Source organism: Streptomyces sp. C36 (assembly GCF_040932295.1).
Taxonomy (GTDB): domain Bacteria; phylum Actinomycetota; class Actinomycetes; order Streptomycetales; family Streptomycetaceae; genus Streptomyces; species Streptomyces triculaminicus.
This window is the reverse complement of the sequence record NZ_JBFQGI010000011.1, coordinates 153302-174417: the sequence shown is the minus strand read 5'-3', so window position 1 is coordinate 174417 and position 21116 is coordinate 153302. Positions and strand designations below refer to the sequence as shown.

At 75.2% G+C, this 21116-nt stretch carries 17 protein-coding genes; 6 read left to right on the top strand and 11 right to left on the bottom strand.

All coding sequences use genetic code 11. The annotated features are described in order from the left end of the window. Positions 1 to 27: 27 nt before the first annotated feature. From manA to AB4K12_RS29010, 5 genes are all read right to left on the bottom strand, one after another. A complete protein-coding gene (manA, locus tag AB4K12_RS29030) occupies positions 28 to 1233 on the bottom strand; it encodes a mannose-6-phosphate isomerase, class I (RefSeq protein WP_368437537.1) in 1206 nt (401 codons plus the stop codon). Positions 1234 to 1318: 85 nt separating this feature from the next. Further along, entirely contained in the window at positions 1319 to 2494 is a 1176-nt protein-coding gene (locus tag AB4K12_RS29025; protein WP_368437535.1) for an SIS domain-containing protein, read from the bottom strand. 70 nt (positions 2495 to 2564) lie between these two features. Beyond that, positions 2565 to 2750: a Trm112 family protein gene (locus AB4K12_RS29020; RefSeq protein WP_190066437.1), complete on the bottom strand. Its 186-nt coding sequence runs from the start codon at positions 2748 to 2750 to the stop codon at positions 2565 to 2567. 98 nt (positions 2751 to 2848) lie between these two features. Next, positions 2849 to 4213, bottom strand: a complete 1365-nt coding sequence (locus tag AB4K12_RS29015) for a phosphomannomutase/phosphoglucomutase (protein ID WP_368437533.1) — start codon at positions 4211 to 4213, stop codon at positions 2849 to 2851. A gap of 91 nt (positions 4214 to 4304) precedes the next feature. Beyond that, entirely contained in the window at positions 4305 to 4745 is a 441-nt protein-coding gene (locus tag AB4K12_RS29010; RefSeq protein ID WP_362259303.1) for a DUF3499 domain-containing protein, read from the bottom strand. A gap of 343 nt (positions 4746 to 5088) precedes the next feature. Between AB4K12_RS29010 and AB4K12_RS29005 the strand changes: the two genes are divergently transcribed. Next, positions 5089 to 5490 (top strand): metallopeptidase family protein, encoded by a 402-nt coding sequence (locus AB4K12_RS29005; RefSeq protein ID WP_368437531.1) that lies wholly within the window; start codon positions 5089 to 5091, stop codon positions 5488 to 5490. Positions 5491 to 5547: 57 nt separating this feature from the next. Here the strand turns inward: AB4K12_RS29005 and AB4K12_RS29000 are convergent, their stop codons facing one another. From AB4K12_RS29000 to AB4K12_RS28990, 3 genes are all read right to left on the bottom strand, one after another. Further along, positions 5548 to 7071, bottom strand: coding sequence for a DUF5719 family protein (locus tag AB4K12_RS29000; protein ID WP_368437529.1), 1524 nt, complete (start codon positions 7069 to 7071; stop codon positions 5548 to 5550). After that, entirely contained in the window at positions 7068 to 10703 is a 3636-nt protein-coding gene (locus tag AB4K12_RS28995; protein WP_368437527.1) for a glycosyltransferase, read from the bottom strand. The genes AB4K12_RS29000 and AB4K12_RS28995 overlap by 4 nt, the downstream gene beginning before the upstream one ends. A 307-nt stretch (positions 10704 to 11010) precedes the next feature. Further along, positions 11011 to 11274, bottom strand: a complete 264-nt coding sequence (locus AB4K12_RS28990; RefSeq protein WP_004952403.1) for a WhiB family transcriptional regulator — start codon at positions 11272 to 11274, stop codon at positions 11011 to 11013. A 770-nt stretch (positions 11275 to 12044) separates the two neighbouring features. On the opposite strand from AB4K12_RS28990, the gene AB4K12_RS28985 reads away from it, so the two are divergent. From AB4K12_RS28985 to AB4K12_RS28975, 3 genes are read left to right on the top strand one after another with little or no spacing between them, the layout of a single operon-like run. Further along, a complete protein-coding gene (locus AB4K12_RS28985) occupies positions 12045 to 12557 on the top strand; it encodes a cysteine dioxygenase family protein (RefSeq protein ID WP_368437523.1) in 513 nt (170 codons plus the stop codon). Positions 12558 to 12604: 47 nt separating this feature from the next. Further along, a complete protein-coding gene (cofD, locus tag AB4K12_RS28980; protein WP_368437521.1) occupies positions 12605 to 13573 on the top strand; it encodes a 2-phospho-L-lactate transferase in 969 nt (322 codons plus the stop codon). Further along, positions 13570 to 14904 carry a coenzyme F420-0:L-glutamate ligase gene (locus tag AB4K12_RS28975; protein WP_368437519.1) on the top strand — a complete coding sequence of 445 codons (1335 nt, stop codon included), beginning with the start codon at positions 13570 to 13572 and terminating at the stop codon, positions 14902 to 14904. The genes cofD and AB4K12_RS28975 overlap by 4 nt, the downstream gene beginning before the upstream one ends. 30 nt (positions 14905 to 14934) lie before the next feature. Here AB4K12_RS28975 and AB4K12_RS28970 read toward each other — a convergent pair whose 3' ends face one another. The 3 genes from AB4K12_RS28970 to AB4K12_RS28960 all read right to left on the bottom strand — a co-directional run bounded on the left by AB4K12_RS28970 (position 14935) and on the right by AB4K12_RS28960 (position 18543). Beyond that, positions 14935 to 15840 (bottom strand): DNA-3-methyladenine glycosylase, encoded by a 906-nt coding sequence (locus tag AB4K12_RS28970; RefSeq protein ID WP_368437517.1) that lies wholly within the window; start codon positions 15838 to 15840, stop codon positions 14935 to 14937. Between the two features lie 38 nt (positions 15841 to 15878). Further along, positions 15879 to 16961, bottom strand: a complete 1083-nt coding sequence (locus AB4K12_RS28965; RefSeq protein ID WP_368437515.1) for a sugar phosphate nucleotidyltransferase — start codon at positions 16959 to 16961, stop codon at positions 15879 to 15881. A gap of 82 nt (positions 16962 to 17043) precedes the next feature. Beyond that, positions 17044 to 18543, bottom strand: a complete 1500-nt coding sequence (locus tag AB4K12_RS28960) for a peptidoglycan recognition protein (RefSeq protein WP_368437513.1) — start codon at positions 18541 to 18543, stop codon at positions 17044 to 17046. Positions 18544 to 18672: 129 nt separating this feature from the next. Here AB4K12_RS28960 and AB4K12_RS28955 point away from each other — a divergent pair, with 129 nt between their 5' ends. Together AB4K12_RS28955 and AB4K12_RS28950 are read left to right on the top strand one after the other, a co-directional pair. After that, positions 18673 to 19425 carry a TIGR03089 family protein gene (locus AB4K12_RS28955; RefSeq protein ID WP_368437512.1) on the top strand — a complete coding sequence of 251 codons (753 nt, stop codon included), beginning with the start codon at positions 18673 to 18675 and terminating at the stop codon, positions 19423 to 19425. Positions 19426 to 19500: 75 nt separating this feature from the next. Beyond that, positions 19501 to 20805 (top strand): LCP family protein, encoded by a 1305-nt coding sequence (locus AB4K12_RS28950; RefSeq protein ID WP_368437510.1) that lies wholly within the window; start codon positions 19501 to 19503, stop codon positions 20803 to 20805. Positions 20806 to 21116 lie beyond the last annotated feature (311 nt).

Genomic DNA, 21116 nt, shown 5'->3' with positions numbered 1-21116 from the left:
GCGGTCGGCCCGAAAGGCCCCGGGCGGTCAACGCGACGCGGGGACCGAGGCGCGGAAGAGGGCGCCCTCGCCGTCCGCCGTGACCCGCTCCCCCGCCCGTACGTAGGCGGACTCGCCGCGGCCGAGGGTCAGTTCGGTGCCGTCCTCGCCCCGCAGGCGGGCGCGGCCGGCGACGCAGAGCAGGATCTGCGGAGTCCGGTCGTCGAGCCGGTGGGGCTCGGAGCCGGCGGCCAGGGCGTAGCGGGAGAGGCGGAACTCCTCGACGGGCGTCTCGTACACCTCGGCGCCGTCGGGGTCCGCCTCCGGGCGCAGGACGCGGGGCTCGGTGGCCTCGAAGCGGACGACGCGCAGCAGTTCGGGGACGTCGACGTGCTTGGGGGTCAGGCCGCAGCGCAGGACGTTGTCGGAGTTGGCCATGATCTCGATGCCGAGGCCGTCGAGGTAGGCGTGCGGCACTCCGGCGCCGAGGTAGAGGGCCTCGCCGGGCTGGAGGCGTACGTGGTTGAGGAGCATGGCGGCGATGACGCCGGGGTCGCCGGGGTAGTGCCGGGCGATGGAGGCGTAGGCGGCGTACGCGACGCGGTGGGGGTGGTCGCTCCCGGCGAGGCGCTCGGCGGCGTGGGCGGCGGCGGTGACCGTCTCGGCCATCGCGCCGCGTTCGGCGCTCAGCACGGCGGTGAGCATCTCGCGCAGGGCGGCGCTCTCGGGGTGGGCGTGCAGGAGGTCGGAGTAGGGCTTGAGGGAGTCGACACCGAGGGCGGCGAGGAGTTCGGCGGTGGCGTCGGGGGCCCGGAAGCCGCACAGGCCGTCGAAGGGCGTCAGGGCGCAGATGAGCTCGGGCTTGTGGTGGGTGTCCTTGTAGTTGCGGTGCGCCGCGTCGCGGGGGACGCCGCGGGCCTCCTCCTCGGCGAAGCCGGCGGTGGCCTGCCCGAGGTCGGGGTGGACCTGCAGGGACAGCGGGTCGGCCGCGGCGAGCAGCTTGAGCAGGAAGGGCAGGACGGGGCCGAAGCGTCCCGCGGTCGTGGCGCCGAGTTCGCCCTCGGGGTCGGCGGCGATGAGGTCGCCGAGCGGGACCGGGCCGGCACCGCGGTCGACGCGGGAGGGGGCGGCGGGGTGGGCGCCCATCCACAGCTCCGCCTGGGGCTCGCCGGTGGGCGGGGTGCCGAGCAGCTCGGGGATCGCGGTGGTGGAGCCCCACGCGTAGGGGCGCACGGTGTTGACGAGGCGGTCCATGGGCGTTCCTGACTGTTGGTGCGAAGTCTCGGGTCGGCCTGTTACTGCGCGCGCTGGACTCGTACGGGCGGGATCTGCGCCTGTTCTACGGGCTCGAGGCGAGCGCCAGGTAGACGGCGGCGAAATCGGTGATGGCCAGGAACTCCGCGGCGATCTCCAGGGGGCTGCTGCCCTCGGTCGCCTCGAGCTCGCTGACGGGGGTGTCGCGGTGCAGGGCCAGCTCGCGGGCGGCGGGGGCGGGCGAGGTGACGGCGGGTTCGCGTTCGCGCAGCAGGACGACGCGGGCGTGCAGCGCCTCGGGCTCCTCCACGCGGTCGCGGAAGAAGTCCTCGGGGTCGGCGCCGGCGGCGAAGGCGCCGGCCAGGAGGGTGCCGTGCGCGGTGAGCGCCTCGGGGAGCTCGGCGGCGAGCGCGGGCAGGCCCGCGAGGGCGGCGAGGACGGTCGCGAAGCGGTGGCCGGCCGCGACGGCGAGGTCGCCCTCGGTCCAGATCAGCGGGACGGTGCCGGCCAGCTCGGCGGCGAGGGTCTTGGCGGGGTTGCTGTAGGTGGCGATGGCGGGGCCGCAGCGTTGGGCGACGTGGTCGAGGCGGTCGGCGAGCGCCTCGATGGCGGCGGGCGGGGCGTCGAGGAGGCCGACGCGGTCGCCGAGCACGAGCAGCGGGGTGACCAGGGACCACAGGGTGCCGGGGCCGGTGGGCAGGACGCTGTCGGAGGCGTCGCCGAGCATGCCGGCGGCGCTCTCGCCGCCCGCCATCGTGGTCTCGTAGGGGGTGCTGGTCAGCGGCACCACCAGGCCTCGGACCTGGGCGGTGGCGTCGGCCAGCGGGGAGCCGGCGGGGGCGACGGTGACGACGGAGCAGCCGCGCCGGTAGGCCTGCTCGAGGAGGAGGGCGAGGCCCGGTTCGGTGCCGTCGGGGCTGGCGACGAGCAGGAGGTCGAGCGGGCCCGTCCAGCCCGGCAGGGTCCAGCGCAGGGCGCCGGGGGCCGGGGCGACGCCGGCCGGGCGGACCAGGGTGACGGGGCAGGTGTCGCCGGCGAGGGCCGTGAGCAGGTCGGCGGTGGAGCCGGCGGCGGGGCCGGGGCCGGCGACCAGGACGGTGCGCGGGCGACCGTCGGGTTGCAGGGCGCCCACGCCCGCCTCGGCCGCGTTGCGGGCGGCCGTGCGGACCCGGGCACCGGATTCGGCGGCACCCCGGAGCAGGCCGTGGAGGTCGGCGCGGGAGAGGCCGTCGGGGTTATCGAGGAGTGACTCGTCGAACAACGGGGATCAGCCTCCGGTCGCCGTGCGGTACGGGGAAGCCTGCCCTCGCGTGCGGGCAGGCCGGGGCGGGTCAGGCGGGGCGGCGGGCCTCGTCCACCAGCAGGACGGGGATGTCGTCGCGGACGGGGTAGGCCAGACCGCAGCTCGCGCCCTCGCACACCAGCTCGGGGGTCTCCTCGGTGGCGTTCTCCTCGCGGAGGGGGGCGTGGCACGCCGGGCAGGCGAGGATCTCCAGGAGGCCGGCTTCGAGCGGCATGGGGGTTCCCTTCGGGATGTACGGGTTCTTTGTGGTCAGCGTAAGCCACATACCCGGCTGGGCCGGGACGGACGTGCGGGGCCCGCCGGGCGGGTGGTTCACGCCCGCACGATCGCCAGGACCTCGTCCCTCACCCGGGTCACCGTCGCCTCGTCGCGGGCCTCCACGTTCAGCCGCAGGAGGGGCTCGGTGTTGGAGGCGCGGAGGTTGAACCACCAGTCGGCGGTGGTGACGGTCAGGCCGTCGAGCTCGTCGAGGGTGGCGCCCTCGAGTCCCTCGTAGGCGGCCCTGACGGCGGCGGCGCGGTCGGCCTGGTCGGCGACGGTGGAGTTGATCTCGCCGGAGGCGGCATAGCGGTCGTACTGGCGTACGAGCTCGGACAGCGGGCCGTCCTGGCCGCCGAGGGCCGCCAGCACGTGCAGGGCCGCCAGCATGCCGGTGTCGGCGTTCCAGAAGTCGCGGAAGTAGTAGTGCGCGGAGTGCTCGCCGCCGAAGATCGCGCCGGTGCGGGCCATCTCCTGCTTGATGAAGGAGTGCCCCACGCGCGTACGGACGGCCTTGCCGCCGTGCTCCTCGACGACCTCGGGCACCGACCAGGAGGTGATGAGGTTGTGGATGATCGTGCCGCCGGGGTGCTTGGCCAGCTCGCGGGCGGCGACCAGGGCGGTGATCGCGGAGGGGGAGACGGGCTCGCCGCGCTCGTCGACGGCGAAGCAGCGGTCGGCGTCGCCGTCGAAGGCGAGGCCGATGTCGGCGCCCGTCTCGCGGACCTTGGCCTGCAGGTCGACGAGGTTCGCGGGGTCGAGCGGGTTGGCCTCGTGGTTGGGGAAGGTGCCGTCGAGCTCGAAGTACATGGGCACCAGGTCGACCGGCAGCCCGTCGAGGACGGTGGGGACCGTGTGGCCGCCCATGCCGTTGCCCGCGTCCACGACGACCTTCAGACGGCGGATCCCGCCGAGGTCCACCAGGGAGCGCAGGTGGGCGGCGTAGTCCGCCAGGACGTCCTGCCCGGTGATCGTGCCGGGGGTGGCGGCGGGCTCGGGGGCGCCGGTGGCGACCCATCCCTCCACGAGGGCGCGGATCTCGCTCAGCCCGGTGTCCTGGCCGACGGGTGCGGCGCCGGCGCGGCACATCTTGATGCCGTTGTACTGGGCCGGGTTGTGCGATGCGGTGAACATCGCGCCGGGGAGGCCCAGTTGGCCGCTGGCGAAGTAGAGCTGGTCGGTGGAGCAGAGGCCGATCTCGGTGACGTCCACGCCGAGGGCCGCGGCTCCGCGCGCGAAGGCGCGGGTCAGGCCGGGCGAGGAGGGGCGCATGTCGTGACCGACCACGATCGCGCTCGCGTCGGTGACCTGGGCGAAGGCGGCACCGAACAGCTCGGCCAGCGACTCGTCCCACTGGTCGGGCACGACGCCGCGCACGTCGTACGCCTTCACGATCTGCGACAGATCAGCCACAGCCATCCCCTCCTGGAGTGCCAATACGGGACAACAAACCTACCTGCCGTCACCGGTGCCGCCGACCGTGCGGAGCACCGCACGGACGTACGCCTCGTCAGGAGTCGGGGGAACGCAGGACCCTGAGGTGGCCTCGGCGGGCGACCTCCATGGGATCGGCCCCGCGGCCGCTGGGCCCTACGGCGCCCGGCGACGGGGGCGGGGTGGGGCGACGTTCCTGGGGGCGGGCGGCCTCGCGCACGGCGTTGGCCAGGGCCTCGAGGTCGTCACCGCTGGGACGGCTCGGGCCGGTGTCCACGGCGAGACGGACGACTTCCCAGCCCCGCGGGGCGGTCAGCCGCTCGGAGTGCACGGCGCACAGGTCGTAGCAGTGGGGTTCGGCGTAGGTGGCGAGCGGGCCGAGGACGGCGGTCGAATCGGCGTAGACGTACGTCAGCGTCGCGACGGCCGGGCGGCCGCACGCGGTGCGCGAACAGCGACGTACAGGGCTCACGAGGTGGGACGGTACCGCACTCTTGAGCGGGCCGCGACGACTCACCCCCGGCTCACCCCTCCGTGTCGTCCCGGTTCGTCCCGTGGACACCGTTGCCGAACGGCCTGGTTGGCCCGTACGACAGGCGGAACTCGGGGGCGTCCGGCGACAAGAAATCTGTCACCACCAGGCACACATAGTGTCATTCGGCATGCGAGCGCCTATACCGGAGGTGGCCTTAATTGATCGCATAGATGGCCGGAACGCTCATCGGGCGACATGCCAGGAGATGGACGACTCCCGCGTGCGTACCGCCGCCCGGCGGATACCCTCGGAAGTGATGGACAACCCCGTATCCCCCCGACCGCACGGACCGCGACCACGCCACCGCGACCGCCATGGACGTGGCATGCGCGGACCCATCGCGCCCCCACAGGTGCCGTTGTCGGCCAGCCGGGCCGAGGCGTTCGTGGATCTCGTCCAGGATTCCGCCGAACGGCTGGAAAGGCGCTGGCCGCAGCTGTCGGCGGTGGAGTTCCTGGTCCTCGAGGTGCCGGTCACCACCGGAGGCGGCCCGGACGGGCCCGGCGTCCTGGACCTCCTCGAGGGCGACTCCGTCCCGCTCGGCCGGTACGTCGCCGCACGCGGCGACGTACCCGACCGGATCATCGTCTACCGCCGTCCGGTGGAGATCCGCGCCAAGGCGCGGGACGAGCGTGCGCTGCTCGTGCACGAGGTCGTGGTCGAACAGGTCGCCGAACTCCTGGGGCTCGCCCCCGAGTCGGTGGACCCGCGCTACGGGCAGGACTGACGCCCCCTTCCCTCGCGGCGGTCAGTCGTCCGGCCAGTCGTCCGGTCAGCCGTCCGGTCAGTCGTTCAGCACCGACAGGTCCTGCTCCACCTCCGGCACCACCACCGTGGAGCGGTCGTCCGCGATCGGCTGGATCGTGAACATCGGCACACCGTCCCGCACCAGCGTCAGCATCCGCGAGGCGTGCACCGGTCCGCCGGAGAGCTTCTCCACGGTCAGCGCGTACACGCCCTTGCCGCCGCGCGGCCGCGGCGGCTCCACCGCCAGCGTGCTGCCCGCCCGGACGGTGTAGGTCCGGGCCATCGGGGCGCCTCCCCCACTGCCCGCCGACGCCGTCACCCGCACCCGGGCCTCCTCCCCCGGGGCGGTGAGCGACAGGACGCCGCCCTTGCCACGGTTGTCGGCGACGGTGCCGCGCGCCTCGACGGCGGGCGTGGCCGGGATGAACGCCGTCTCCCGCGCGCCGCCCGTGCCGCGCGTGACGCGCAGCGCGGCGACGACCGGGCCGCTGCCGCGCTCGGCGGTCAGCAGCAGGGAGCCCGCCTCACCCCGGGTGACGTCGCCCAGATCCACGGCCTCGGTCAGGCCGCTCCTGAGGTGCAGCGACTCGTGCCCCGCCGGGCTGATCGAGCCGTCCGGGCCGGCCAGCCGCAGCACCAGGTCGGCGTCCCGCGCGCCCGGTGCGAACGCGACGAGCCGTACGGACGTGGCGTCGGCCGGAATGCCGGGCAGCACCACGGCCGGTGACGCGTCGGCGGACGGCGGCAGCCAGTCGCCGCCCAGCGCGTCGTCCGTCGTCTGCACCGCCGCGCCGACCCGCCCGGAGCGGGCGGCGACGTGCACGGTGAGGTCCTCGTGGGCGGCGTCCGTCAGCGACGACAGCAGCACCGCGACGGTCGACCGCGGCGGGACGTTGACGCCGTCCTCGGCGGGGGTGCCGACCCGGCCGTCCTTGCCGTGGAGCTCGACGTCGACGACGGCCGCCGCGCCGTCCGGATTGGTGAGGTGCACATAGTCCTGGCGGCCCTTGGCGGTGCTCGCGCCGGGAAACCAGAAGGAGGTGTCGGGCGCCGCGCAGGCCACCCCGTGCAGTCCGCGCCCGGTGCCCGACGCGACGGTCGTGGTCTGCTGGGCGCTCCAGCCGGGGGCGAGCGGCCCGTCGGCCGTGCCGAGGAGGGCCGGGGCGTCGGCGCGGTCCGTGGTCACGGTGACGGGCCGGCCGGGTTCCCTCACGGACAGCACGGGGCTCGCGCCCCGTGCCCCCTTTGCCTCGCGCCTCGCGGCCTTGCGCGCGTCCTTCGCGGCCTCGGTCCGCGCCGGGCCCGCCGCCGGCAGCAGGTCCGCCGAGGCCGTCCGCGGCCCGTCCGTGCCCGGTGGCGTGAACGCGGCGTACGTCGTCTCGCTCGCGTCGGAGCTCACCGGTGCCGGGCACAGCAGCGTCGACCGCTGCACGGGCAGGCGCGCGGAGCTCGTGCGGGCGCCCGTGCCGGCGCCGTCGGACGCGGGGTCGAGTGCGGCCACTCCGGTGACGACGGCGAGCGAGGCCGTGGCGGCGAACAAGGACAAGGTGGTGCGCTTCACCGCTGCTCGCTCCCGTCATGGCCGTACGGGTCGTAGGCACCGCCCGCGTAGGGGTCCGCCGGATACCGCCCCTGGACCGCGTCCGGCGGCTCGTGCTCGTCGTGCCCGGGCCCCTCGTGGCGCTCGGGCCAGGCGCCCGTGGCCAGGCCGTAGCCGTCGTCGCCGTACGGCTGCTCGTAGCCCGCGTCGGCGTCCCACGCGGGGTACTGCGGGTGCGGCACGGCGGCGTACGGATCGGCGGCGGGGGCAGGTTCGGTCCGCTTCGCGACCGCGGCGGTCGTGGCGGAGCCGGACGCCGCCCCCGCCGCGGCCCGCAGCCTGCGCGCCCGGCGGCCCTCGCCCGCCCCGGCCTGCGCCGGCACGGCCGCCGACGCCCGCTCGGGCAGGTCGTCGTCGACCTGGCGGCGGCGTCCCGGCAGCGCGAGGACGACCAGGACGGCCGCGAGCAGCCCCTGCGCCCACAGCCACGCGGTGCGGGCGGCCGACGGCTCGTAGGCCAGGGCGAGCCGCCCGCCTCCGGCCGGCAGGGCGAAGCCCTGGGCCCAGCCGTCGGCCGTGCGGCGTACGAGCGGCCGGCCGTCGAGGGTGGCCCGCCAGCCGGGGGCGGCCCGGTCCGCGACGCGCAGCACCCGGCCGGTGGGTCCGGCCGGGACGGTGGCGCGGGCCTCGACGGGGCCCGCCGCGACCGGCACCGGGGCGCCCCTCTCCGTGGTCTGCTGCCGCCGGGCGCCGCCGACGACGGTGACGCGGGCGACCTGCCGGTCGACCCGCCACAGCGCGCGGTGGTCCTGCCGGCTGAGGCGGGTCAGGCCGGGGGTGGCGTCCAGCACGCGGGCCGTGGGGCGGCGGCCGCCGCCGGGGGACGCGAGGGCGGGCGCGTCGTCGTGGACGAGCACATAGCCCACGGCGTAGTCGCCGAGGCGGTCCGCCTGGTCGGCGCCGGAGCCCGCCACGAGGTGGGCGACGACGGAGTCGAGGCGGGCGTCGCGGCCCGCCGCGGCCGCCGGTTCGGCGTCGCCCGTCCGGGCGCCCGAGCCGCGGACGAGCGTGTAGGCGACGCGGTCGCCGTGCCCGCCGAGCACGAGCGTGCGGGCCTGGTCGCGGGTGCCGGCCTCCTCGGCGACGAACGCCGGCACCTGCACCGGATCGCGCCGCTGCAGCGGCCCGTCGGCCCCGGCGGCCATCCACGTCAGGGCGGCGGCCGCGGGCGCCGCCACCGCGCCGAGGGCGATCAGGACGGCGAGCGGCTGCCGCCAGCCGAAGCCGTGCGCGGCGACGCGCTCGCGAGCCCCCTCGGCGCCGACGACGGCGGCCGCGATCAGTGCCAGGCCGTAGACGAGCGTGGCGGGGCCCGGCCAGGCCCGGCCGCCGGTCAGCGCCGCGCACAGCAGCGCGGCCGGGGCCACGACCCAGGCGGTACGGATCGCGAGCCGCCGGTCCTCGCGCAGCAGCGCGGCGAGCGCGGCCAGAACGAGGCCGCCGGACAGCACCGCGCCGAAGGTGCCGGGCCCGCCGGGGTCGCCCGCCAGCAGTCCCAGCGGCGAGGCCGCGCCCTGCCCGTGGCCGTTCGCCCCGGCCTCGGCCAGGAAGCGCCCGGGGTGGGCGAACAGCTCCAGCGACCAGGGGGCGAGCACCACGACCGGAGTGGCGGTCACCGCCAGGACGCGCGGCCAGAGCGCCCGGACCCGCGCCGTCCCGCCGCGCGTCAGGCACCACGCCAGCGCGCCCAGGCCCAGCACGAGGGCCACCGGCCACACCACGGGCGTGAAGGCGGTGGTGACGGTCAGCAGCAGGGCGTACGTCCAGCACGCGCGCCGGGCGGCGCCGGTCGCCCGGGGAGCGTCGGCCGGCGGCCGTCCCCACGCCGTGACGGCCGCGCGGGCCGTCGGCGGCAGCAGCACGGCCAGCACGGCGGTGCCCAGCCTGCCCGTGGCGAGCGCGCCGGTGATGGCGGGCAGGAGGGCGTACGTCACGGCGGCCCAGGCGCGCAGCGGCCTGGAGGCGGTCAGCGGGCGGGCGGCGAGGTAGGCGGCGAGGCCGGCGAGCGGGACCGAGCAGATCAGCAGGAGGGTGAGGGCGAGGTCGGCGGAGCCCGGGAGGAGCGCCGCGAGGAGGGCCAGGATCGCGAGGTAGGGCGGTGCGCTCGCGGTGGTGCCCACGCCGACCGGGTGCCAGTCTCCGGTGTAGGCGGCCCACAGGCCGGCGGCGTGGGCGGGGGCGGGCAGCAGGGCGCCGCCGGACAGGGCGCCGCCGCCGATCAGGTGGCGGCAGGCGACGGCGGAGACGAGCAGCAGGAGGGCGAAGAGGGCGGGTGCGGGCCTGCGTACGAGGCGCTTGAGCCGGGCGAACTGCTCGGCCTCGAGGTAGTCCGCCTCGTCGCCGGTGGGGCCCGACTCGACGGCGCCGTGGCGACCGGTGGCGGAGTACCGGTCGTCCGCCCTGCCGCCGACGTCGCTCAGGAGCTGTTCGACGGCCGCGCGGACGGTGGCGCCGGGCGGCGGGAAGAGCGGCCGCAGCGCGTCCGGGGCGGCCTTCGCGGGGGCGCGCCGCTTGCGGGCCGCGCTGATGCGCCCGGGGCGCATCAGCACGCCGACGAGCCCCGCGGCTTCGGCGAGCGCCTGTCCGGGGGCCTTGCCGACGAGGTAGCCGAGGGCGCGCAGCAGGGTGCCGAGGACGAGCCGGAGCAGGACGTACGGCAGGAGCGGGCCGCGGGTGTTGGCGAGGAGGGTGTAGGCGGAGCCCGCCTTGTCGACGCGGTGGGGGTCGACCCTGCCGCGGCCGACGCAGTCGACGGGGCGGCGCTCGCGGGCGGCGGCCTCGGCGTGCCGCAGCACGGCGTCGGGGGCGACGAGCACCCGGTGGCCGGCGGCGTGGGCGCGCCAGCACAGGTCGACGTCGTCGCGCATCAGCGGCAGGCGGGGGTCGAAGCCGCCGAGCGCCTGGAAGACGTCGCGGCGGACGAGCATGCCCGCCGTGGAGACCGACAGGACGGGCCGTACCCGGTCGTGCTGGCCCTGGTCCTGTTCGCGGCGCTCCAGGCCGGTCCAGCGGCGGCCGCTGCGGGCGATGGAGACGCCGGCCTCGAGCAGCTGCCGGCGGTCGTACCAGCCGCGGATCTTGGGGCCGATGACGGCCGCTTCGGGCTCGGCCTCGGCCACACGCAGCAGTTCGTGCAGGGCGGTGGGTTCGGGGGCGCAGTCGTCGTGGAGCAGCCACAGCCACTGGACGGGTTCGAGGTCGGCGCGGTCGGTGCCGGGGGCGTCCTCGGTCCAGCCGCGGCTGACGGGGTCCCAGCCGCTGGAGCGTCTGAGGTAGGGCAGGTCGTCCGCGGTGTGTTCGGGGGCGGTGCGGACGGCCTCCTCGACGGCCGTTCCGAAGCCGGAGCGGCGGGCGAGGTGCAGGACGCGGTCGGCGCCCAGGGCGTCGGCGAGCAGGCGGCGGGAGTCGTCGGTGCTCCCGGTGTCGGCGGCCACGGTGTGCTGCACCGGCCGTTCCTGGCCGAGCAGGCCGGAGAGGGCGTCGGGGAGCCAGCGGGCGCCGTCGTGGGCGACGAGTACGGCGGTGACGACATGGCGGGGGAACGCGGGCGGGATGGCGGGGTCGAACGACGCGGGGATGGTGGGGTCGAACATGGCAGCTGCGGGCCCCGGTTCGGAGTGCGGTGACGTCGGGCCCCGGGAGGGTATCGGCCCCGGAGAGGGCGGTGGTGCGACTCCGGAGGGGCCTCACCCTGGTGGTGGTACGCCCGGCGGTGCTCGCGGCGGCGGCCGTGCCCGTCAACACAGCGGTCCGCCTCTCGCGTGCGGGGCGCGAGAGGCGGACCGTGCGGTATGAGGCGGGTGGTGGTGGAGGGTGGAGCGGACAGGCCCTCAGTCCCCGTGTGCTGCCTTGGACAAGACATCTCGTCAGGTCGCGACGCCGGCCGTCGGACCGCGGACGTCAGACCGCGGCCTTCTTGAGGCGGCGGCGCTCACGCTCCGACAGACCGCCCCAGATGCCGAAGCGTTCGTCGTTCGCCAGCGCGTATTCAAGGCATTCCGAGCGGACTTCGCACGCCAGGCAGACCTTCTTGGCCTCGCGGGTGGAACCGCCCTTTTCGGGGAAGAAGGACTCGGGGTCGGTCTGAGCGCACAACGCGCGCTCCTGCCAGCCGAGCTCCTCGTCCGCCTCCTCGACCAGCAGTTGCTGGAACAGCTCGGTCATGTGCGCCCCTCGTCTGATTGCGTCCCCGTGTGCTGCCGCGCGTCAGGTGCGGCAGAACGACACGAGTGAAATTACAAGTGCGCCGATCCGGGCCAGTCAAGCCGGGATCTGCTATTGGGCCCCTTATTCACTCTGCGGAACCAAGGCTGAGCGGAAAGTTGCCAAACCACCACAAGAGTGGACACTTCCCTCAGTCGTCACAAGCGCCCCGCTCTCCCCACTTATATGAAGAGGACGCGGCACGCGGCGAAGCCGTTGCAGGACCGTCCCAACGGGGCACGGAACGATGTTTACGACTCCCCCTGCCGCCCGACTGTCCGCACACACCGCAACACAAACCTTTGACCTCACTCTGTAACCGGAGGAGTGAAAGAGACCACCAAAAGGGACATGCGGTTGACAGGCGGGCGGTCGAGCCGGTCTCCTTGTTGGCATGCCAGCGACCTACGCTCCCGTGGCCACCGTCCCGGGGACCCTCAGCCTGACCCGTGCCTACGGGTCCCGCTGTGCTGTGCACGCGCGCTGTCGCTGTTCCAGCTGTTGATGCCTTCTCGCCTTCGCTCCAGCTGATCTTTCCGAGCCTTTCGGGCTCTTTCTGATCGCTCCGGCCTTCCGGTGATCCCTTCACCGGCTCGCCGTCGTCGTCACGCCTTCGGCCCGCGCCCCTTCGGGTGCATGTCGCCGGCCGTCGACGCCACCCGTCTGATCGTCCGATCGTCCGATCGTCCGACTCGTGCCGCCGCACAGCACCTCCGTCGAGGAATCCCGCAATGAACAGCGACGTCCAGATCGCCGGCGACCCGCTCGCCCTCCCCCACCTGATGCCCGCGCCCGCCGCCCACCCGGCCACCGTCGCCGAGTTCGCCGGCCTCGCCCGCGCCATCGCCGCCGACGCCGCCTCCTGGGCCCCGCTGGTGCGCTACGACGCCGCCAGCCGCTGGTACCACCGGCTGCGCACCGGCCCCGGATACGAGGTCTGGCTGCTGAGCTGGGTGCCCGGCCAGGGCAGCGGGTCGCACGACCACGGCCCCTCCTCCGGAGTGATGACCGTGCTCCAGGGCGAGCTGTCGGAGCGCTCCGGGGACGCGCACCGCGTGCTGGAGGCCGGGGCGCAGCGGGTCTTCGCCCCCGGCTACGTCCACGAGGTCGTCAACGACTCGCTCGAGCCGGCGGTGAGCCTGCACGTGTACTTCCCGGGGCTCACGGAGATGCCGATGCACCCGGCGCGGCAGGCGCACTGCGGCGCGCGGGCCGCCTCCGCCTCCCCGGTCGCGGCGTCGTAGGGCCGCCCTTCTGCGAGCGCGTGTTCCTCTGCTGACAGACTGCCACCATGCGCATTGTGGTTCTGGCCGGCGGGATCGGGGGCGCCCGCTTCCTCCGTGGCCTCAAGTCAGCAGTCCCCGAAGCCGAGATCACCGTCATCGGGAACACGGGCGACGACATTCATTTGTTCGGACTGAAGGTCTGTCCGGACCTCGACACGGTGATGTACACGCTCGGCGGCGGCATCCACGAGGAGCAGGGGTGGGGCCGGGCCGGCGAGACCTTCGCGGTGAAGGAGGAACTGGCCGCCTACGGCGTCGGGCCCGAGTGGTTCGGGCTCGGCGACCGCGACTTCGCCACGCACATCGTGCGGACGCAGATGCTCGGCGCCGGGTACCCGCTCAGCGCCGTCACCGAGGCGCTGTGCGCGCGGTGGCGGCCGGGGGTGCGGCTGCTGCCGATGAGCGACGACCGCGTCGAGACGCACGTCATGATCGACGACCCCGAGGGTGGCGAGGGCGCCCGTAAGGCCGTGCACTTCCAGGAGTACTGGGTGCGGCTGCACGCCTCGGTGGCCGCCCACGCCATCGTTCCGGTGGGTGCGGAGACGGCCAAGCCGGCGCCGGGCGTGCTGGAGGCCGTCTCGGGGGCGGACGTCATACTCTTCCCGCCGTCCAACCCCGTGGTGAGCGTCGGGACGATCCTGGGAGTGCCCGGGATCCGGGAGGCCGTCGCCGCGTCCTCCGCTCCCGTGGTCGGCCTCTCCCCCATCGTCGGCGGCGCGCCCGTGCGGGGCATGGCCGACAAGGTGCTCGAGGCCGTCGGCGTCGAGGCCACCGCGGCGGCCGTCGCGCGGCACTACGGCTCCGGGCTGATCGACGGGTGGCTGGTGGACTCCGTGGACACGGACGCCGTGGCCGAGGTCGAGGCCGCGGGCATCCGCTGCCGGGCCGTACCGCTGATGATGACCGACCTCGACGCCACGGCCGCCATGGCCCGTGAGGCGCTGGCCCTGGCCGAGGAGGTGCGCGGATGAGCGCCGCCGAGACGCCGGCCACCGGCTTCCGTGTCTGGGCCGTGCCCGGGATTCCCGAGGTGCGCCCCGGGGACGACCTCGTCAAGCTCATCGCCGCCGCCGTGACGGCCGAGGGACAGCCGGGGCTCGCCGACGGGGACGTCCTCGTCGTCACCTCCAAGATCGTCAGCAAGGCCGAGGGACGGATCCAGGCGGCCGCGGACCGTGAGGCCGCGATCGACGCGGAGACGGTACGGCTCGTGGCCCGGCGCGGCACGCTGCGCGTCGTCGAGAACCGGCTGGGCCTGGTCATGGCCGCGGCCGGCGTCGACGCCTCCAACACGGAGGCGGGCACGGTGCTGCTGCTGCCCGAGGACCCGGACGCCTCCGCGCGGCGCATCCGCGAGGGGCTGCGGGACGCGCTGCGGGTCGACGTGGGCGTCGTGGTGACCGACACGGCCGGGCGGCCCTGGCGCAAGGGCGTCACGGACTTCGCGATCGGCGCGGCCGGAGTGCGGGTCGCGGACGACCTGCGCGGCGGTGTGGACGCGTACGGCAATCCGCTGGTCGCCACCGTCGTGGCGACCGTCGACGAGCTGGCCGCGGCCGGCGACCTGGTCAAGGGGAAGGCCGGCGGGCTGCCCGTCGCCGTGGTGCGCGGGCTGGCGCACGTCGTGACGGACGCGCCGGAGCACGAGGGCGCCCGGTGGCTGGTGCGGCCGGCCGAGGACGACATGTTCCGGCTGGGTACCTCGGAGGCCGTACGGGAGGCGGTGTCGCTGCGGCGCACCGTCCGGGAGTTCACGGACGATCCCGTGGACCCGGGCGCGGTGCGGCGGGCCGTGGCCGCGGCCGTGACGGCGCCGGCGCCGCACCACACGACGCCCTGGCGGTTCGTGCTGCTGGAGTCGGCGGAGTCGCGGACCCGGCTGCTGGACGCCATGCGGGACGCGTGGGTCGCGGACCTGCGGGCGGACGGGCGCTCCGAGGCGAGCATCGCCAAGCGGGTGCGGCGCGGGGACGTGCTGCGGAACGCGCCCTACCTGGTGGTGCCGTGCCTGGTCATGGACGGCTCGCACGACTACCCCGACGCCCGGCGCTCGGCGGCGGAGCGGGAGATGTTCGTGGTCGCGATGGGGGCCGCGGTGCAGAACTTCCTGGTGACGCTGGCCAGTGAGCGGCTGGGGTCGGCGTGGGTGTCCTCGACGATGTTCTGCCCGGACGTGGTGCGCGAGGTGCTGGAGCTGCCGGAGGACTGGCACCCGATGGGCGCCGTGGCCGTGGGACGGCCGGCGGCCGCGCCGCGGGCCCGGGGCGCGCGGGACGCCGACGCGTTCGTGGTGGTGCGGTAGGGCGTGTCCGATGGGTGCCCCCGGATCCGGTCAGATCCGGGAGAAGTCCCGCGCCGAGAAGCGCGGGGCGCGCCGTGGGGGCACCACGCCGCTCAGCAGGATGAGGCGGCACGCCCGGTGGCGCTGGCCGGCGTAGGGGGCCAGCAGGTCGAGCATGCCGTCGTCGTCCGTGCCGCGCAGGCCCGTCAGGGCGTAGCCGACGATCTTCGGCAGGTGCAGGTCGCCCGTCGTGACCGCGTCGGCGGCGCCGTTGGTGCGCTGCAGCGTCTCGGCCGCCGTCCAGGGGCCGATGCCGGGGACCGCCTGGAGGCGGGCCGAGGCGTCGGCCTCGTCCATCGACGCGGCCTCCTCCAGGCGCGCGGCGGCGCGGGCCGCCCGCACGATGGTCGCCGACCGTTTGCCGTCCACGCCGGCCCGGTGCCACTCCCAGGAGGGGATCAGGGCCCACGCCCGGGGGTCCGGCATCACCCGTAGGCCGGGGCCGGGGCCCGGTGCGGGCTCCCCGTGGCGCTGGAGCAGCAGGCGCCACGCGCGGTACGCCTCGTCGCTGGTGACCTTCTGCTCGAGGATCGAGGGGATCAGCGACTCCAGGACCAGGCCGGTGCGGGCCAGCCTGAGGCCGGGGTTGCGGCGGTGGGAGGCGTGGACGAGGCGGTGGCGGGGGGTGAACCCCGCCGGGTCGTCGCTCGCGCCGAGGAGGGTGGGCAGGCGGTCCAGGAGCCAGTCCGCGCCCGGGCCCCACGCCTCGCCGTGGACCGTGCCGTCGTACGTCAGCCGCAGCGTGCCGGGGCCTTGCGGGGTGCGGCTCGCCCGCCAGAGGGAGCCGTCCGGGGCCACCCGGTAGGCGGGGTCGCCGGGGCCGCGCGCCAGGACGCACAGGGTGCGTTCCAGGTCGTACGGGCCGCCACCGGGCGGGGCCCACGTGCGGGTGGCCATCGGGCCAGGGTACGTCGTCCTGCCGGCCGTACGTCGCCCTACTGGTCGGAGGAGAAGCGGATCGCGCCCTGGGGGATCCGCGCGTCGCACCAGATCCGGGCCCCGGCGCGCAGCTCGTTGTCCGGGCCGACCTGCGCCCGGTCGCCGATGACCGCGCCGTCCAGGACCGTACGGACGCCGATGCGGGCCCCGGCGCCGACGAGGGAGTCGCGGACGACCGCGCCCGCCTCGATCACCGCGCCGTCCAGGACGGTGCTGCCGTCCACCATCGCGCCCGGCTCGACGCGGGCGCCCCTGCCGACGACGGTGCCGCCCGTGAGCTTGGCGTCCGGGGCCACCTCGGCGCCGTCGAGGACGAGCCGGTCGCCGCAGCGGCCGGGGACGGCCGGGGACGGGGCCCGGCCCAGGACCAGGTCGGCGGAGCCGCGCACGAAGGCCTGCGGGGTGCCCAGGTCGAGCCAGTAGGTGGAGTCGACCATGCCCTGCAGGTGGGCGCCGGCGGCGAGGAGGCCGGGGAACGTCTCGCGCTCCACGGAGACCGGGCGGCCGGCGGGGATCTCGTCGATGACCGAGCGGTTGAAGACGTAGGCGCCCGCGTTGATCTGGTCGGTGACGATCTCCTCGGGCGTCTGCGGCTTCTCGAGGAAGGCCTGCACCCTGCCGGTGGCGTCCGTGGGGACCAGGCCGAAGGCCCGGGGGTCCGCCACCCGGGTGAGGTGGAGGGAGACGTCGGCGCCGGTGGTGCGGTGGGTGCCGACCAGGGCCTCGATGTCCAGGCCCGTGAGGATGTCGCCGTTGAAGATCAGCACCGGCTCGTCGGGGGCCGAGTGCAGGCGCGAGGCCACGTTGCGGATGGCGCCGCCGGTGCCCAGGGGCTCCACCTCGGTCACGTACTCCAGGTGCAGGCCCAGGGACGAGCCGTCGCCGAAGTACGGCTCGAAGACCTCGGCCAGGTAGGAGGTGGCGAGCACGATGTGCTCGACGCCCGCCGCCCGGGCCCGGGCCAGCTGGTGGGTCAGGAACGGCACGCCCGCCGCCGGGACCATCGGCTTGGGCGTGTGCATCGTCAGCGGGCGCAGCCGGGTGCCCTTGCCACCGACCAGGAGGATCGCTTCTGTCACCTTGTCGTCTCTGCTTCCTGCTGGGGCCGGGCCGTGATCGGCGGCCAGTGTATGCAGAACGTGCGGCTCCGGCCGCGCCCGGTCAGCGGCCCTGGAGCCGGGCCGCTTCGGAGCGGGCGGCGCCGAGCCGCTTGTAGAGGCGGTCTCCGGGGCATTCGGTGGAGTAGCCGTCGCGGTGCCCGGAGATCACCTTGAGCCTGACGGAGGTCCCCTTCTTGAAGAGGTTGCCGCCGCCGGAGACCAGGGTGGTGCTGCCGGCGGGGTTGATGTCGTAGAGGCCGAGCTTCCATGCGGTGATGGCGGCCACGGCGTCCACCGCGGCCCCGGACGGGTTGGCCTTCCCGAAGGATCCGAGCACGGCGATCCCCATGCTGTTGGTGTTGAAACCGAGAGTATGGGCGCCTCTGACGGGTTTCGCCACACCGCCTGCCCGGCCTTCGTACACCGTGCCGCATTTGTCGACGAGGAAGTTGTAGCCGATGTCCCGCCAGCCGCTGCTCACCACGTGGTAGCGGTAGATCCCCCGGATGACGGAGGCCGACTGTGCGCAGGTGGCGCCGTTGCCGGAGGCGGTGTGGTGCACGAACGCGGCCCGCACGGTCTTGTCGTACGGGAAGCCCTTCTCGCGGATCGACTCGTCGGCGCCCCAGCCGGCCCGGGTGACGATGCGTGGGCGCGGCCCGACGTAGTAGCCGGGGACGCCGGCCTCGTCGTCGATGTCCTCGGGCGGGTCGGACGGGTCGGGGGGCGCGGGCGGTCCGGGCGGGCCCGGGGGCGCGGACGGCGCCTCGGACTGCCCTTCGCCCTCGGGGTCGGTCTCCCCGTGGCCGTCGGGGTCCGTGTGCTTGGCGTCCGTGACGACCGTGCTCGTGCGGTCGGGGTCCACCCGGGTGGCCAGGACGTCGCGGGCCGACTCCGGCCGGGCCAGGGCCGGGATCTCCGTGGCGCCCAGCGGGGCGAGCGGGAGGTTGGCCGCGGAGGCGGCGTTGTCCTCCTCGGCGGGGAGCGGGGCGGCGCGCCGGGCGGGGCGGGGCGGGGCCTGGTCCTTGCCGGGGTCGACGAGTTCCACGCGCAGGCCCGCGGGCAGCGGCGGCGCCGCGGGCGCCCGTCCGGTGGCCGCCTCCTGACGGACCCTGACCTCGACGGCGTCGCAGGCGCCGACCCACAGGGGGGCGGTGGATCCTCGCAGGGTGCCGCCGCGGGCCTCGGGCGAGCGCAGGTCGGGGCGGTCGTCGTCGTGGGTCTCGACGTCCTGCCAGCCCGACCACTCCTTGCCGCCCACCGGGCGGGTGCGCACCTGGGCCCGGGCCCGCAGCTCCTTGCCGGCGTCGTCCCAGACGATGCCGACGAGGGAGAAGGGATCCACGTTCCGGGGCGGCAGGCCCCGCTCGGGCCGGCCGCCGGCGCGGCTTCGGGGGGCGATCGGCACGAGCGGCAGCGAGTGGGTGGAGCCCGGGACGGTGGTCGGGGCGGCGGTCGGCGCGGGGACGGGAGCGAGGGCTCCGGAGGGGGTGGCGAGGAAGGGCAGGGTCAGGGCGGCGGCGCAGGCGACGACGGCCGAGGAGACGATGATTCCACGCATACCTGAAATCCTGGGCATATTTAGCCATATCTGTCCATTCGCGAGCTGACGGCGAGTCGGTCCCGACGGGGCCCTCCCAGGCCCTGGGCCGACTGCCCGTCAGGCCCTTCCCCGCGTACGCTGGCGGCGATGAACGCCACCGATCGCACCCCCGCCGACCTGCTGCGTTCCGCGCTCGCCGCGGACCCGGCCCGCCCGCTCGTGACCTTCTACGACGACGCCACCGGCGAACGCGTGGAACTGTCCGTGGCGACCTTCGCCAATTGGGTGGCGAAGACCGCCAATCTGCTCCAGGGCGATCTCGCCGCCGGCCCCGGCGACCGTCTCGCGCTGCTGCTGCCCGCGCACTGGCAGACCGCCGTCTGGCTGATCGCGTGCTCCTCCGTCGGCGTCGTCGCCGAGGTGGGCGGCGACCCGGCCGCGGCCGACCTGGTCGTCAGCGGTCCGGACACCCTCGAGGAGGCCGCCGCCTGCTCCGGCGAGCGGATGGCGCTGGCGCTGCGCCCCCTGGGCGGCCGCTTCCCCCAGCCTCCGGCCGGCTTCGCCGACTACGCCGTCGAGGTGCCCTCGCAGGGCGACCGGTTCGCCCCGTTCGCCCCCGTGGACCCGAACGCCCCGGCGCTGGTCGTGGGAGGCCGGGAGCTGACGGGCGCGCAGGTGGTCGAGCAGGCGCGCACGGACGCCCGCCAGCACGGCCTGGGCCCGGGCTCCCGGCTGCTGTCGGGGCTGCCGTACGACCACTGGGAGGGCCTGTCGGCCGGGCTCTTCGCGCCGCTGGCCGCGGGCGGCTCGGTGGTGCTGTGCCGCCACCTCGACCGGCTCTCCGGCGGCGGCCTGGAGAAGCGGCGCGAGAGTGAGCGCGTCACCGTGACGGCCCACTGACGCTGCCGCCGCGCGCGTCCCGGGCGATGATCGGCGAGTACGCCGGCAACCGCCGAGGAGGGACGCAGCGCAGCCGTGACCCACAGCCCTGGCCCGCCCCCGTGGCCGGACGACTTCTTCGCCCCGGAGCCGCCCGGCCCGCCACCCGCGCCCCGGCGGCGCCGCTGGGCGCGCCGGCTGGCGCTGGTCATGGCGCTGCTGGTGCTGGTGGTGGCCGGGGTCGGCTGGGTGCTCTACGAGCGGCTCAACGACAACATCACCACCGACACCGAGACGGAGGAGGAGCTGCGCCGCTGGGAGAAGGAGCGCCCCAGCGCGCTGGTGGCGGGCGCCCAGAACATCCTGGTCATCGGCTCGGACACGCGCAGCGGCTCGGGCAACGGCCGGTACGGCGGGGACAGCGGCAGCCAGCGCTCGGACACCACGATCCTGCTGCACGTGGCCGCCGACCGCAGCCGCGCGACGGCCGTGAGCCTGCCGCGCGACCTGATGGCGACGATCCCCAGCTGCCGCCGGCCGGACGGCACGTACACCCGTGAGCGCTTCGCGCAGTTCAACTGGGCGTACGAGCTCGCGGGCACCGCCTGCACCATCCGCACCGTCGAGAGCATCACCCGGATCCGGATCGACCATCACATCGTGCTGGACTTCAACGGGTTCAAGGGCCTGGTGGACGCGATCGACGGCGTGGAGGTGTGCCTGAAGCGGCCGGTGGACGACCGCGAGGCGCGGCTGAAGCTCCCCGCGGGCCGTCAGGTGCTGCACGGGGAGCAGGCGCTGGGCTACGTCCGGGCCCGCTACAGCATCGGGGACGGCAGCGACACCGAGCGGATGGGGCGTCAGCAGCAGTTCCTGGGCGCCCTGGTGCGCGAGATGCAGAGCGACGGGGTGATGCTCAACCCGACGCGGCTCTACCCCGTCCTGGACGCCGCCACGCGGTCGCTCACCACGGACTCCGGGCTGGACTCGATCAGGAAGATGTACGACCTGGTGCGCACCGTGCGGGGCATCCCCACCGACCGGGTCCAGTTCCTGACGGTGCCGCGCCGGCCGTACCCGTACAACAGCGCCCGCGACGAGCTCGTCCAGCCGGACGCGGACCAGCTCTTCCAGCAGCTGCGCCTGGACCGGCCGGTGGCCGTGAGCGCCCATGTGCGCCCGGCGGACGACAAGCCGCGCTCGCGGTGGGAGCCGGGGCCGGGGCCGGAGGAGTTCGACGGCACGGAGGGGCCGGATCCGTCCGTTGTGCCCGGTGTGCCGGAATCCGTGCCGCCGCCGTCCGTGCCATCATCTGTGTCGCCGTCCGTGTCGCCGTCGCCGCTGCCCACGACGCCGCCGACCTACGAGGGCACCACCGCCGCGCGGGGCGTCTGCGGCTGACACCACCGGCTCGCCGGCAAGCACTCGCCGGCAAGCGGTCGAGAAACGGCCGGGAACTCGCCGGAAACCCGCTGGAACCCCATCAAACGGTACGATCATCATTCCGTACCGATGTTCGCTCCGACGCCCTTCTCCGCGAAGGGATTGGGCAGATTGCCCAGTTGTAGGGGAGTGCAATTTGTCACGGGCGTCGCTTGACGCTGAACTGGGCGGATAGTGTGAGCGATCCGGTGCGCACGGCCGGGCTGACCGCGCACTGCAAGTTGACATGATCGAGCGCCTCGGGGGGGTAGGCGCCGCGTGGCACCGAC